The 13,372-nt window shown below is 64.3% G+C and carries 12 protein-coding genes; 4 read left to right on the top strand and 8 right to left on the bottom strand.

All coding sequences use genetic code 11. The features are described 5' to 3' along the window. Positions 1-214 precede the first annotated feature (214 nt). Positions 215-625: a hypothetical protein gene (locus CG51_RS08080; RefSeq protein ID WP_035743746.1), complete on the top strand. Its 411-nt coding sequence runs from the start codon at positions 215-217 to the stop codon at positions 623-625. Between the two features lie 3 nt (positions 626-628). Here the strand turns inward: CG51_RS08080 and betA are convergent, their stop codons facing one another. The 3 genes from betA to betI are packed head-to-tail and all read right to left on the bottom strand — an operon-like array spanning position 629 to position 4,375. Then, positions 629-2,299, bottom strand: a complete 1,671-nt coding sequence (gene betA / locus CG51_RS08075) for a choline dehydrogenase (protein ID WP_035743801.1) — start codon at positions 2,297-2,299, stop codon at positions 629-631. A 52-nt stretch (positions 2,300-2,351) separates the two neighbouring features. After that, the gene (gene betB / locus CG51_RS08070; protein ID WP_035743744.1) at positions 2,352-3,803 is read right to left on the bottom strand and encodes a betaine-aldehyde dehydrogenase; all 1,452 of its coding nucleotides are present in this window, start codon (positions 3,801-3,803) and stop codon (positions 2,352-2,354) included. Further along, positions 3,800-4,375, bottom strand: a complete 576-nt coding sequence (gene betI / locus CG51_RS08065) for a choline-binding transcriptional repressor BetI (RefSeq protein WP_088233941.1) — start codon at positions 4,373-4,375, stop codon at positions 3,800-3,802. Before betI ends, betB begins: the two co-directional genes overlap by 4 nt. Before the next feature lie 81 nt (positions 4,376-4,456). Here betI and choX point away from each other — a divergent pair, with 81 nt between their 5' ends. The 3 genes from choX to choV are packed head-to-tail and all read left to right on the top strand — an operon-like array spanning position 4,457 to position 7,333. After that, a complete protein-coding gene (choX, locus tag CG51_RS08060; RefSeq protein WP_035743741.1) occupies positions 4,457-5,383 on the top strand; it encodes a choline ABC transporter substrate-binding protein in 927 nt (308 codons plus the stop codon). A 46-nt stretch (positions 5,384-5,429) separates the two neighbouring features. Further along, positions 5,430-6,266 carry a choline ABC transporter permease subunit gene (gene choW, locus CG51_RS08055; RefSeq protein WP_035743740.1) on the top strand — a complete coding sequence of 279 codons (837 nt, stop codon included), beginning with the start codon at positions 5,430-5,432 and terminating at the stop codon, positions 6,264-6,266. Then, positions 6,263-7,333, top strand: a complete 1,071-nt coding sequence (gene choV, locus CG51_RS08050) for a choline ABC transporter ATP-binding protein (RefSeq protein ID WP_035743738.1) — start codon at positions 6,263-6,265, stop codon at positions 7,331-7,333. Before choW ends, choV begins: the two co-directional genes overlap by 4 nt. On the opposite strand, the gene CG51_RS08045 is transcribed toward choV, so the two are convergent. The 5 genes from CG51_RS08045 to scpA form a co-directional block, all read right to left on the bottom strand. Further along, positions 7,300-8,226 (bottom strand): DMT family transporter, encoded by a 927-nt coding sequence (locus CG51_RS08045; RefSeq protein WP_051930243.1) that lies wholly within the window; start codon positions 8,224-8,226, stop codon positions 7,300-7,302. The two genes, choV and CG51_RS08045, sit on opposite strands and share 34 nt — an antisense overlap. 234 nt (positions 8,227-8,460) lie before the next feature. After that, positions 8,461-9,201: a YebC/PmpR family DNA-binding transcriptional regulator gene (locus CG51_RS08040; RefSeq protein ID WP_035743736.1), complete on the bottom strand. Its 741-nt coding sequence runs from the start codon at positions 9,199-9,201 to the stop codon at positions 8,461-8,463. 495 nt (positions 9,202-9,696) lie between these two features. Continuing rightward, positions 9,697-10,509 (bottom strand): TIGR00282 family metallophosphoesterase, encoded by an 813-nt coding sequence (locus CG51_RS08035; protein WP_035743734.1) that lies wholly within the window; start codon positions 10,507-10,509, stop codon positions 9,697-9,699. Between the two features lie 37 nt (positions 10,510-10,546). Continuing rightward, positions 10,547-11,155, bottom strand: a complete 609-nt coding sequence (locus tag CG51_RS08030; protein WP_035743732.1) for a VOC family protein — start codon at positions 11,153-11,155, stop codon at positions 10,547-10,549. Beyond that, entirely contained in the window at positions 11,156-13,312 is a 2,157-nt protein-coding gene (gene scpA, locus CG51_RS08025; RefSeq protein ID WP_035743730.1) for a methylmalonyl-CoA mutase, read from the bottom strand. Between the last annotated feature and the right edge of the window lie 60 nt (positions 13,313-13,372).

The raw sequence follows: 13,372 nt of genomic DNA, 5'->3' as shown, positions 1-13,372 counted from the left end.
ATCAGCGACTTACTTGGAGAATGTGGGTTTAAACGACGTTCATGCTTGTGTGACGCGCGCGAATCGACACCGCAAGTCGCTCCCGAACATCTTCGCTCAGAAACTGCTTGTATCGCTCACATTATCGAGAATACTTTTGCGTGTGACCCACTCAAGGGTTTAAACCTTTGGATGTGCAGTCTTTTGGCAGGGCATATGACATGGTAACTTTCGAATGAGCTGCCTGTCTGCGGCGCCCGATTGGCTCAAGCAGCCAAAAGACGCGATCGGACCGGAGTCCGACCGGCTTTTGCTGGTAGAGCCAGGGCCGTCGCTCGCGCCGCTCATCCAGCAGTTCCCCGGCGGCGTTTCCATGATCTACTGTCGGTTCACGACGATCAGCCCGGAATTCGTCCGCCGAGTCGCGCCGGATTGCATCCTTTCCCCTATCGTCGCCCGCCAGTTCGATATCGTCGATCTCGTTCGCCTGCTGGATCGGTGCAACTATCGGGGCTCCGTCGTCGCCGTGACCGACCCGCTACCTGCCCCGACCATGGTATTGACCGAGCTGCGCCGGTTCAACCGACGCCTTGACATGAGCCTTCTGGAACTCGCCTCCGCCGGAGGCCGTCGGCTGCACACCTGAGGCTCACCGCTGAGACGTCTGCCAAGCTGGATTTACCCACGGTTCGGCGTTGGAAGGCGGCAAGGGCACCCGACCCAGCAGATGATCCGCAGCCTTTTCCCCCACCATGATCGACGGTGCGTTGAGATTGCCGTTCGTGATGCGCGGGAAGATGGAACTGTCAGCAACGCGCAGCCCCTCCACACCAATCACCCGGCATTCAGGGTCAACCACCGCCATCGGATCCTCCGCTCGCCCCATCCGCGCCGTGCCACAGGGGTGATAGGCGCTCTCCACATGCGCGCGCAGAAAGGCGTCCAGTTCCGCGTCACTCTCGACGGCAGGGCCGGGCTGCAGCTCAGCCTTCACATGGCCGGTCATGGCGGGTTGCCCGAAGATCTCGCGGGTAAGTCGAATGGCCCTGCGGAAGTCCCGCCAGTCCTCCTCCTTCGACATGTAGTTGAAGCGGATGCGCGGGGGCTCGGCAGGGTCAGCGGAACGCAGGGTCACTTCCCCCCGGCTGCCAGACCGCATCGGCCCCACATGGACCTGAAATCCGTGTCCCTCCGCAACCGCCTTGCCGTCGTAGCGCACGGCGAGTGGCAGGAAGTGGTACTGGATGTCGGGATAATCCACCCCGGCGGCTGAACGGATGAAGCCACAGGCCTCGAACTGATTCGACGCCCCCGGCCCGGTGCGCGTGAAAAGCCAGCGAGCGCCGACATAGGCCTTGCCCAGCAGGTTCCAGTACCGGAACAGCGTGATGGGCCGGGCCGCCGAATATTGCATGTAAATCTCGAGATGATCCTGAAGGTTCTGCCCCACCCCCCGCCGATCCGCGACCACCGGCAGGCCGAGAGCCGAGAGCGCTGGAGCAGGCCCGATGCCGGAAAGCATCAGCAGCTTCGGCGTATTGATGGAGGAGGCCGCGAGCACCACTTCCCGCCGCGCCCGGATCACTTCCGTGCGGCCATGGCGCTGAAGCTCCACCCCCACCGCACGGCGCCCCTCGAAAACCACGCGCCGGGCAAAGCCGCGCACGAGCCGGACATTGGGACGTCGCAGGGCGGGTTTCAGGTAAGCATTCGCCGCCGACCAGCGCCGCCCGCGCCAGATCGTCGCCTCCATCGCGCCGAACCCCTCCTGCTGGCGGCCGTTGTAGTCGGCCGTCACGGGATATCCCGCCTCGGCACCCGCTTCGACAAAGGCGTCGAACAGCGGGTTTTCCCGAGACCCGCGCGTGACATGCAGCGGGCCGGAGGCGCCCCGGAATTCGTCCGACTCTCCGCCGTGCCATGTCTCCATGCGGCGGAAATAGGGCAGCACATCGGCATAGGCCCAGCCATCCGCGCCGGAATCGCGCCAGTGATCAAAGTCCTTCGCATGACCGCGCACAAAGACCATGCCGTTGATGGAAGACGAACCTCCGACGACCTTGCCCCGCGGCACTGCAAGCTTGCGTCCGGCCAGATGCGGCTCCGGCTCCGACTGGAAACCCCAGTCATAACGCGACATGTTCATCGGATAGGACAGAGCGCCGGGCATCTGAATGAATGGCCCGGCGTCGGTTCCGCCGAACTCGATCACGATGACGCTCGCCCCCGCCTCAGACAGCCGGTACGCCATGGCGGAGCCGGCGGAGCCAGCGCCCACGATGACGAAATCCGCTGTCTCGCCGTCCTCGCCGTTCTTCATGAAACGACCACCCACGCCACCCGGAATGCCGCCGGTCATAATATGCTCTCCTTCAATACGGGGCTTCGACGGGTCCGAGCCCGACATAGACGGATTTGATCTGCGTATAGTGCTCCACTGCCGCGCGGCCGTTCTCCCGCCCCACGCCGGAAAGCTTCATGCCGCCGAAGGGCGCTTCCACCGGGGTCAGGTTATAGGCGTTGATCCAGCAGGTGCCCGCCTCGAACCCCGCCGCCATCCTGTGCGCCCGCGTCATGTCGGCAGTGAAGACCCCCGCCGCAAGGCCATAGGGCGTGGCATTGGCGCGGGTGAGCGCCTCCTCCTCCGTCTCGAAGTCCAGGACAGCCATGACGGGCCCGAAGACTTCCTCCCGTGCCAACGTCATCGCGTCGGTGACGCCGGCGAAGACGGTCGGTTCGACAAAAAGCCCCGCATTGCCCCATTGCCGCCCGCCGGTCATGAGCTGCGCGCCTTCCGCTTCCGCGCGGGCGATGTAGCCCATCACCTTGTCGAACTGGACCTGCGATACGAGCGGCCCCATCTGCGTCCCCTCATCAAGCGGATCGCCGAGCAGGATGGCCTTGCTCCGCCGCACAAGCCGGTCGAGAAACGCCTCGCGCACGGACTTCTGCACGAATACGCGCGTACCATTGGAGCAGATCTGGCCGGAGGAATAGAAATTCCCCAGCATCGCCGCGCTGACCGCGCTATCCAGATCCGCATCCTCGAACACCACGAGCGGGGATTTCCCGCCGAGCTCCATCGTGACGGAACGGATACCTTCCGCCGCCGCAGCATAGACCTTGGCACCCGTCGCGACGGAGCCGGTAAGGGAAACCTTGTCCACGCGCGGGTCGGTCACCAGCGCGGAACCCACCGCACCGCGCCCCTGCACAACGTTGAAAAGGCCGGGCGGAAGGCCCGCCTCAATGAGAATTTCCGCCAGCTTCAGCGCGCCGAGCGGTGTCGTTTCGGAGGGCTTGAAGACCATCGCATTGCCGAGAGCCAGGGCTGGCGCGGCTTTCCAGCAGGCGATCTGCGTGGGATAGTTCCATGCGCCGATGCCGACGCAGACCCCCACCGGCTCCCGCCGGGTATAGACGAAATCCTGCCCCAGCGGGATCGTCTCGCCCGTCACGGTCGGCGCGAGGCCCGCGAAATACTCCAGCGCATCCGCACCGCTCGTCGCATCGGCGACGAGGGTTTCCTGAATGGGCTTGCCGGTATCCAGCGTCTCCAGTTCGGAAAGCGCGCGATTCCGCTCCCGCATGATCTGCGCGGCGCGGTGGAGGATGCGCCCCCGCTCCACCGGGCGGAGCGCGGCCCAGTCGCGCTGTGCCCGCCGCGCGGCGTTCAGCGCGCGGTCGATGATCGCGGGCGTTGCCTCGTGCAGACGGGCGATGACCTCGCCGGTTGCTGGATAGATCACATCGACCGCTGCGCCAGAGGTATCCTCGACAAAGGCGCCGTCGATGAAGTGGCTTGCTTGGGGCTGTGCCCTCATCCTGCGATCTCCTTTTCCAGATGGCCCATGACGGCGCGCGTCGCAGCAGCCCCGTCAGGCGTCCCTTCGCCCAGCGCCTCGCGCAGATAGACCCCGTCGATCATCGCACCGATGGCGTAAGCCGCCTCCTTCGCCCGCTCACCCACCAGAGGCCGCAGCTCACGCAGCAGATTGGAATGCAACCGACGACGGTAGATGTTCAGCAGGCGCCGCGCTTCCGCACTGTTCTGTGCGAGCACGTAGAAGTTCAGCCATGCGTTCACCGTCTCACGCTGAAAGCTCGTCGGCGAAAAGCCGGCCGAGACGATGGCGTCCAGCCGGGCGCGTGGCGAGTCAGCCCCTGTCAGGGCCGCGCGGACCTCTGCGCCATAGCTGGTCAGCACGAACCGCATGGCGGCGAGAAAGATCCGCTCCTTGCTGCCGAAGTAGTGGAGCGCCAGCGCCGAGGAAACGCCCGCCCGCCGCGCAATCTGCGCCACGGTAGCATCAAGCCCCCCTACGCCTCCGATCTCCGCGATGGTCGCTTTTACCAGCGCGGCCCTTCGAATAGGCTCCATTCCACGTTTCGGCATGTTGACACCTCTGCTCACCGGCGTACAACTACGCCCATCATGATTGAATAGTCAATCAACAACCAAACACGAAGGAACCCGATGTCCATCGTCCGCACAACACTCCTCACATCAGCCCTTGTCGCAGCCGCGCTGCCCGCCGCCGCCAATTGCGACAAGGTAACTTTCGCGGATGTCGGCTGGACCGACATCACGGCCACGACAGCAGTTGCGACCACGGTCCTTCAGGCGCTCGGCTATGACACGGAGATCAAGCTGCTCGCCCTGCCGGTGACGTTCGCCTCGCTCGCGAACGGGCAGATCGACGCCTTTCTGGGCCTGTGGATGCCCTCGATGGAGGCCGACATCACTCCCTACCGGCAGGCTGGCACGATCGATGAAATCCGAACGAACCTGACCGGGGCGAAATACACGCTCGCCACCAACGCCGCAGGCGTGGAAGCAGGGATCAAGGATTTCAACGACATCGCGACACATGCCGACCTGCTTGAGAGCAAGATCTACGGGATCGAGCCGGGCAATGACGGCAACCGGCTGATTCTCGACATGATCGAAAAAGGTCAGTTCGGACTGAAGGACTTCAATCTTGTCGAGAGCTCCGAGCAGGGCATGCTGGCGCAAGTGCGGCGGGCGGACGGGCAATCGCATCCGGTGGTCTTCCTCGGCTGGGAACCCCACCCGATGAACTCCAACTTCGACCTGACCTATCTTTCGGGTGGAGATGAAGTGTTTGGGGCAGATTTCGGCGGCGCGACGGTCGGCACGCTGGCGCGGAAAGGTTATGTGGCGGAATGCCCCAATACCGGCAAGTTCCTTGAGAACCTTTCCTTCTCGCTTGAGATGGAAAACGAGATCATGGGCGCCATCCTCGACGACGGAGAGGAACCCGCAAAGGCGGCGGAAACCTGGCTCAAGGCGCATCCCGACGTCATGTCGCCCTGGCTAGAAGGCGTTACGACCAAGGATGGCGGCGATGCCCAGGCGGCGGTCAAAGCAGCTTTCAAGTGAGCAGTTCCCCCTCCTCTCCTGAGCCAGCCGAAGGACGGACAAGCTGATGGACTGGATAACCTCTACCAAGATCCCGGTGGGACGCACGGCAAAGCTTGTGTTCGACTGGTTGAACCTGCATGCGGCGGCATTCTTCAATGCGCTGTCCACTGGAATGCAGGGGTTGATCGACGGGATATTGTGGCTTCTTCTGACGCCACCCCCGCTGGTCATCGTGGCGATATTCGTCGCCATCGCCTTTGCCATCCAGCGCAACTGGAAAGCACCCCTGATCGTGCTGGTGGGCTTTCTCTTCGTTATCAACCAGGGCTACTGGCAGGCCACGATGGAAAGCCTGACGCTGGTGCTCTCCGCCTGTGTCGTCTGCATGGCGATCGGTGTGCCCGTTGGCGTGTTCCTCGCGCACCGGCCAAGGCTCTACGCCTGGGTCGCTCCGGTACTGGACCTGATGCAAACACTGCCGACCTTCGTCTACCTCATCCCGGCCATCGTGTTCTTCGGCATCGGCATGGTGCCCGGCCTGATCGCCACGGTGATCTTCGTGCTCCCCGCCCCGGTCCGGTTGACCTACCTTGGCATTTCATCCACGCCCACCGCGCTGACGGAGGCGGCAACGGCCTTCGGCGCGACGCCACGCCAGAAACTGTGGAAGGTGGAGCTACCCTACGCCACCCCCCAGATCATGGCGGGGCTGAACCAGACGATCATGCTCTCGCTTTCCATGGTGGTGATCGCGGCGCTTGTCGGGGCCAATGGGCTTGGGGTGCCGGTGGTGCGGGCGTTGAACACTGTGAATACGTCGCTGGGCTTCGAGGCGGGCTTCGTCATCGTCATCGTAGCCATCCTCCTTGACCGGATGCTTCGCGTGGAGGGCCGCAAATGACCACCACACCAACGAACAGCGCCGTCGAGTTCGACAATGTCTCCATCGTTTTCGGGGACAATGCGCGCGGGGCTCTGCCGCTCATGGACGCGGGCGGGGAACGTGCAGAAGTGCGCGCGAAAACCGGCCAGATCCTTGGCGTGCACAACGCCTCGCTGACAGTCAATACCGGAGAGATCGTCGTTCTGATGGGCCTTTCCGGCTCCGGCAAATCAACCCTGCTCCGCGCAGTGAACGGTCTGAACCCGGTCACACGCGGAGAGGTTCGGGTGAACGACGGCAACCGGATGGTTGCGGTGAACGGCGCAGATGCACGAACGCTCCGCAATTTGCGGTTGCATCGCGTCTCCATGGTGTTCCAACAGTTCGGACTGCTGCCTTGGCGGACCGTGCGGGACAACGTGGGACTGGGACTGGAACTTGCCGGACTCAGCACCGCGGAGCGACGTGCCAAGGTGCAGGAACAGCTGGAGATCGTAGGGCTGGAAGGCTCGGCCGACCGGCGGGTGACGGACCTGTCCGGAGGCATGCAGCAGCGTGTGGGCCTTGCCCGCGCGCTGGTAACGGGAGCCCCGATCCTGTTGATGGACGAGCCGTTCTCAGCTCTGGACCCGCTGATCCGCACCAAGTTGCAGGATGAGCTTCTGGCCCTTCAGGAGCGACTGAAACGCACGATCCTCTTCGTATCCCACGATCTGGACGAGGCCTTCAAGATCGGCAACCGCATTGCCATTCTGGAAGGCGGAAGGATCGTGCAGACGGGTACCCCGCGGGAGATCTACTCCAATCCTGCATCTGATTATGTATCTGATTTCGTTCAGAACATGAATCCACTTGCCGTGCTGACCGCCTGCGATGCGCTGGAGCCGCTGACGGAAAGCGCGACCGGCTCCGTCCCGGCCGGAATGCCGATCCGCAAGGCGATGGCCGCGCTCGAAACATCCGGCCAAGCGATGCGTGTCGTGGATGGGGCGGAAACGCTGGGCCAGATCAGCACCGCCAGCATCTCACGCAGGCTGCTCACGCCGAACGATCAGGCGCTTTCGGTAACGCCCGCCGGGGTCTGACCTCGTTTCAGCCGCGCTTCTCGCAGCGTCACATAGGCGACGGCGGAGATGATCATCGCCGCGCCTACCACGACCCAGATATCCGCCGCTTCGCCAAAGGCGGCAGCGCCGATCAACGTAGCCCAGATGAGTTGTAGAAACGTCACCGGCTGGGTGACGGAAACCGGGGCGAGGCGGAAAGCCCGCGTCATCGCATAATGCCCGAAGGTCGCGCAGCCGGCGACGATCGCCATTCCCCCCAGCTCCGCAAGACTGGGCTGAACCCAGCTCATGAGCGCCAGCGGCGCAAGCAGAATCGTCACGGTCACCGACATCCACGCCACGACGAAAGCGGGGTTCATTTCCTCCGATAAGCGCTTGGCGAACAGAAAGGAGGCGCCGAAGCAGGCGGTGGTGGTGAGCATGGCCAGATGGCCCGGCTCGACCTCGCGCACGCCCGGGCGCAGGATCACCATGACGCCGACGATGGCGACGAGGATCGCAACGATCCGACGCATTGCGAGCCGTTCGCCAAAAAACACCGCCGCCCCCAGCGTCACGTAGATGGGGGTGAGATAGTTGATCGCCGTCACTTCCTGCAGGGGGATGGAGGTCATGGCGTAGAACCAGCAGATCACGCCGACGGCATGCAGCCCCCCCCGCGCCCAGATCTGCCCGATGATCCGGCGGGTCGGTCTCTGGCGCAGAAACGCAGGGGCGAGCGGCAGCAGGAACAGAAGCCCGAAGCCGAACCGCAGAAAGGCGGATTCCGCCGCCGGCAGACCCTGCCCGAAGATCTTGACGAAGACGTTGACGCCGACAAAGGAAAGGCCCGAGACAAACATCCACAGCATGCCGGTAAACGGCTGGCTGTCAGCTTCCGGTGAAATCGGGGGAACGGTGACGGTGGCCATAACCCTCTTCTGGGCCACGCCGCCGGACTTGGCAAGTCCGGCGCAGGCGAGGGAGGAAGAACCTACCGATGGAGGCCGAACAACACCCTCGCGACGTGATTGCCGGAGCGGAATTCCCTCACTGCGGCGTGCCTTAACTGCGCCGACCCTCACCGCGCGGGCCAGCGACAAGGCCTCTCAACCCGGGCTGTGCCGGATCAATTCGACACCGCCAGAACCGAAAGGCCCGGCCCGTCAGAGTTGAGCCATCACCTCATCCGAGATCTCGAAGTTCGCGGTGACGGTCTGCACGTCGTCGTCATCCTCCAGATTGTCGATCAGGCGCATGAGCTTCTGGGCAGAGTCGAGGTCCAGTTCCGTCGTCGTGCTGGGCTTCCAGACGATCTTCGCGCTTTCCGCCTCACCGAGCGGTGCTTCCAGCGCGGCAGAGACATCCGCCAGCTCATCGAAGGCGCACCAGATGATATGGCTGTCCTCGGATGTCTCCACATCCTCCGCGCCCGCTTCGATTGCGGCCTCCATCACTGTGTCGGCATCGCCCACGCTCAACGGGTAGGTGATCTCACCCTTCCGCTCGAACATGAAGCTCACCGCGCCGGTCTCGGCCAGATTGCCGCCCGACTTGGTAAAAAGCGAGCGGACGTTGGAAGCAGTGCGATTGCGGTTATCAGTCATCGCCTCGACGATGACAGCAACGCCGTTCGGGCCGTAGCCCTCATACCGGATTTCCTCAAGGCTGTCGGCATCCGCGCCGCTCGCCTTGGCGATGGCCCTTTCGATCACGTCCTTCGGCATCGACTGGGTCTTGGCCTCCTTCACCGCGAGGCGGAGACGGGGGTTCTTGTCGGGATCGGGGTCACCCATCCGCGCCGCAACGGTGATCTCGCGTGCGAGCTTGGAGAAAAGCTTCGAGCGGGCCGCATCCTGCTTGCCCTTGCGATGCTGGATGTTGGCCCATTTGGAATGGCCGGCCATGGCATGCTCCGTCTGGATGTCTGAAATTTGCCGCATCTCTAGCGAACGAGACCCAAGGGAGCAAGGGCGGCGTGGGGGCTCTGCCCCATGTATGACGCAGCAGGTCACCGGAGAAAGCGAGCAGCGCGACGGATGCATGCCTCGGGGGAGCCTCCGTCATCGGATCGTCTCGTCGCGATTTTGCATGGGCATCATTCCGGAAGCGATATCGAACACAAGCGCCCCGAATACGATCCCGCTCCTCCTGCATGGCGGAAGACCGAACGCTTCGGCCCGCGCCCTTTCGCAGTTTTACCAACGGGGCCGTTTCACCAATGGACCAGCGTCGAGGCTTCATCGGGGTCGCGCCCGCCTGCTCGGGCGTCCGCTTCCGCGCCTCTCCCCGGAGCCGGAGGAGGACCCCGGAAATAGAGCGACACGCACGCCATGCCGAGGGTTGCCCCCCAATCCACAGGCCGTGTTCCCGGAGGGGTGCCCCGCAAGACGAGAGCGGCGTTACGGACCCGCCTGATCCAGCCTCCCGCCGACCCGGACCATGGCCTGGCGCACGGCCTTTCCGGTTGCGTCGTCGGTCTCGACGAAGATGCCGCAAAGGGTCGCCGGGCCACTGCCCGGCTCGAACCGACCGCTCGCCATCCCGGTGATGAAGCGGCGGAGCGGCTCCATCTTGTTCATGCCGATCACGCTGTCGTAATCGCCGCACATGCCCGCATCCGACTGGAAGGCCGTCCCGCCGGGCAGGATCTGGGCGTCCGCCGTCGGCACATGGGTATGCGTCCCGACGACGACGGAGGCGCGTCCGTCGCACCAGTGACCCATCGCCATTTTCTCGCTCGTCGCTTCGCAATGCACGTCGAGCAGGATGGCTGTGGCGGCAGCGCCGAGCGGATGGGCCTTGAGCACCGATTCCACCGCGGAGAATGGGTCGTCGAACGGGCGCTTCATGAACACCTGCCCCAGCACCTGCGCCACGAGGATGCGCCGCCCATCGGGAAGTGTAAACAGCCGGAAGCCGCGCCCAGGCGCGATCTTCGAATAGTTCAGCGGCCGGATGATGCGCGGCTCCTGCTCAATAAAGGACATCATGTCCTTCTGGTCGAACGCATGATCGCCCAGCGTCAGGCAATCCGCGCCCGCTGCCAGCAGCGCCTTGGCGTGGTCAGGCGAAAGTCCTGCCCCGCCCGTCGCGTTTTCGCCGTTCACCACGACGAAATCGAGTTTCCATTCCGCCCTGAGACCCGGCAGCCGCTCCGCAATGGCGGTGCGGCCCGTCCGGCCCACGACATCCCCGAGAAAAAGTATCCGCATGATCTGTCCCTAGACCCGCTTGGCGCGAAGGGCAAGTTCAGAGCGACCTGAGCCCGAGCGGCGTTTCGAACCATGCCGTCATGCCAGGTGCACCGGGCTGGACCGTGACACGCGCGTCCGCGAGGAAGGGGGCCAGCGCGGCGGCCAGCGCCGGCGCATCGGGATGGCGCAGCTCCAGCCGCACGAGTTCGATCCCCGTACTGCCCAGCCGCTGCACGGGATGGGCCACCCCCTGCCATTCGATCAGCGCGGGAAAGATGCCGTCGAAGGGCAGTTCGCCATCGTCCGACAAGCTGAACCGCCAGGCGAGATCATCACGGGTCAGCTCTTGGGGCGCGCCCGCACCAGGTGGAGCATGGCGAAGCGCCGCTGTCAGATCCGGCACAGCCAATACCCAGTTGGTCAGCCGTGCAGGCCCCGCAAACCTGTCCAGCCCGAACCAGCGCGGCCGGTCAGGGGACGGCAGGTGCGGCGCGGGAGAGATGACCTCCAGATAAGCCTCGCCCGCACCCAGCAACCGGTTGTGCGTGGCCATCAACGGGTGCTCCCCGCCGCCGCCCGGAGCCACACCGAGGTTCGCCTCCACGAAAGCCGTCCCTTCCTCCAGCGTAGCAGAGGAGATGACGAGATGGTCGATGACAGCCACCTACTCCGCCGCCTCGCTCTGCCGCGATGCGCGGATGAGATCGAGGATGTTCTTCGCAGCATCGGGAATGTTGGTACCGGGGCCGAAGATCGCCTTCACGCCGTTGTCGTAGAGATACTGGTAGTCCTGCTGGGGAATGACGCCGCCACACACGACGATGATGTCGCCCGCGCCCTGTGCCTTCAGCGCCTCCACCAGCTTGGGAGCCAGCGTCTTGTGCCCGGCCGCCTGGCTGGAGATGCCGACCACGTGCACATCGTTGTCGACGGCGTCCTGTGCGGCTTCTTCCGGTGTCTGGAAGAGCGGCCCCACGTCCACATCGAAGCCGATGTCGGCGAACGCGGTAGCGATGACCTTGGCCCCGCGGTCGTGTCCATCCTGCCCCATCTTAACCACAAGCATCCGCGGGCGCCGGCCTTCCTCCTCTGCGAAGGTCTCCACATCGCGCTGGATGGCGGCGAAGCCTTCGTCGCCCTCGTAGGCCGCGCCATAGACCCCAGCGAGCGTCTTGACCTCCGCCCGGTGGCGGCCGAACACCTTCTCCATCGCCATGCTGATCTCTCCCACACTGGCCCGCGCACGTGCGGCCTCCACCGCAGCTTCGAGCAGGTTGCCCCCTTCCGTCGCCCGGCGCGTGACCTCGGCGAGAGCAGCCTCGCAGGCGGCCTCGTTCCGGGTGGCCCGGATACGCTCCAGCCGCGCGATCTGAGACTCGCGGACCTTCTGGTTGTCGATGTCGAGGATCTCGATCGGATCCTGCTGGGCAAGGCGATACTTGTTCACCCCGACGATCACGTCCTCCCCCCGGTCGATCAGCGCCTGCCGCCGCGCGGCGGTCTCCTCGATGCGGAGCTTGGGCATGCCGGTGGCGACGGCCTTCGTCATGCCCCCCATGGCCTCCACCTCCTCGATCAGCGCCCAGGCCTTGTCGGCCAGTTCCGCCGTGAGGCTTTCGACATAATAGGACCCCGCCAAGGGATCGACGACATGGGTGATGCCGGTTTCTTCCTGCAGGATGAGCTGGGTATTCCGCGCAATCCGTGCAGAGAACTCGGTCGGCAGCGCGATCGCCTCATCCAGCGCGTTGGTATGGAGCGACTGGGTGCCCCCCAGCGCCGCCGCCAGCGCCTCATAGGCGGTGCGGATGACGTTGTTGTAGGGATCCTGCTCCTGCAACGACACGCCGGAGGTCTGGCAATGCGTCCGCAGCATAAGGGAGCCGGGTTTCTTCGGATCGAACTCCTTCATGATCCGGGTCCAGAGCAGGCGCGCCGCGCGGAGCTTCGCGGCCTCCATGAAGAAATTCATGCCGATGGCGAAGAAGAACGACAGCCGTCCCGCGAAGTCGTCCACGTTCATCCCGGCGGCGATGGCCGCACGGACATATTCCCGCCCGTCGGCCAGCGTGAAGGCCAGCTCCTGCACGAGGTTCGCCCCCGCCTCCTGCATGTGATAGCCGGAGATGGAGATGGAGTTGAACTTCGGCATCTCCTTCGAGGTGTATTCGATGATGTCCGCGATGATCCGCATCGAAGGCTCGGGCGGATAGATGTAGGTGTTGCGGACCATGAACTCCTTTAGAATGTCGTTCTGGATGGTCCCGGAGAGCACGGCACGGTCATGCCCCTGCTCCTCCCCCGTGACGATGAAGTTGGCGAGGATCGGGATCACCGCACCGTTCATCGTCATCGACACGGAGACCTTGTCCAGCGGAATGCCGTCGAACAGGATCTTCATGTCTTCCACGCTGTCGATGGCAACACCCGCCTTGCCGACATCGCCCACCACGCGGGGATGGTCGCTGTCATAGCCGCGGTGGGTGGCAAGGTCGAAGGCGACCGATACGCCCTGTTGCCCCGCCGCCAGCGCCTTGCGGTAGAAGGCGTTCGATTCCTCCGCCGTGGAGAAGCCCGCGTACTGCCGGATCGTCCATGGCCGCCCGGCATACATCGTCGCCCGCACTCCCCGTGTGTAGGGCGCGATCCCCGGCAGGCCGCCCATATGCGGGAGGCCGGCCGTGTCCGCCTCCGTGTAAAGGGGCTTCACGGGAATGCCTTCCAGCGTCTGCCATGTCAGCGTATCGGGGTCGCGCCCCTTCAGTTCCTTGGTGGCCAGTGCGCGCCACGCGCTCGTCTCGACATCCGTCTTGTCGGTCATCTCTCTCCCTCCACGCGGGGGCTGCGGCACCGGGCCGCAACCGCGATCATCGCGCTTTTA

Origin of the sequence: Haematobacter missouriensis (genome assembly GCF_000740775.1) — a bacterium.
GTDB classification, from domain to species: domain Bacteria; phylum Pseudomonadota; class Alphaproteobacteria; order Rhodobacterales; family Rhodobacteraceae; genus Haematobacter; species Haematobacter missouriensis.
Note: the sequence above shows the minus strand (reverse complement) of the source record. Positions and strands in the feature narration are given on the sequence as shown.

What these genes read in the sequence shown, in the direction of transcription:
- CG51_RS08080 (WP_035743746.1), top strand. Translation starts at nt 215, where the DNA reads ATGAGCTGCCTGTCTGCGGCGCCCGATTGGCTCAAGCAGCCAAAAGAC.
- betA (WP_035743801.1), bottom strand. Translation starts at nt 2,299, where the DNA reads ATGAAGAACGGCGAGGACGGCGAGACAGCGGATTTCGTCATCGTGGGC.
- betB (WP_035743744.1), bottom strand. Translation starts at nt 3,803, where the DNA reads ATGAGGGCACAGCCCCAAGCAAGCCACTTCATCGACGGCGCCTTTGTC.
- betI (WP_088233941.1), bottom strand. Translation starts at nt 4,375, where the DNA reads ATGCCGAAACGTGGAATGGAGCCTATTCGAAGGGCCGCGCTGGTAAAA.
- choX (WP_035743741.1), top strand. Translation starts at nt 4,457, where the DNA reads ATGTCCATCGTCCGCACAACACTCCTCACATCAGCCCTTGTCGCAGCC.
- choW (WP_035743740.1), top strand. Translation starts at nt 5,430, where the DNA reads ATGGACTGGATAACCTCTACCAAGATCCCGGTGGGACGCACGGCAAAG.
- choV (WP_035743738.1), top strand. Translation starts at nt 6,263, where the DNA reads ATGACCACCACACCAACGAACAGCGCCGTCGAGTTCGACAATGTCTCC.
- CG51_RS08045 (WP_051930243.1), bottom strand. Translation starts at nt 8,226, where the DNA reads ATGGCCACCGTCACCGTTCCCCCGATTTCACCGGAAGCTGACAGCCAG.
- CG51_RS08040 (WP_035743736.1), bottom strand. Translation starts at nt 9,201, where the DNA reads ATGGCCGGCCATTCCAAATGGGCCAACATCCAGCATCGCAAGGGCAAG.
- CG51_RS08035 (WP_035743734.1), bottom strand. Translation starts at nt 10,509, where the DNA reads ATGCGGATACTTTTTCTCGGGGATGTCGTGGGCCGGACGGGCCGCACC.
- scpA (WP_035743730.1), bottom strand. Translation starts at nt 13,312, where the DNA reads ATGACCGACAAGACGGATGTCGAGACGAGCGCGTGGCGCGCACTGGCC.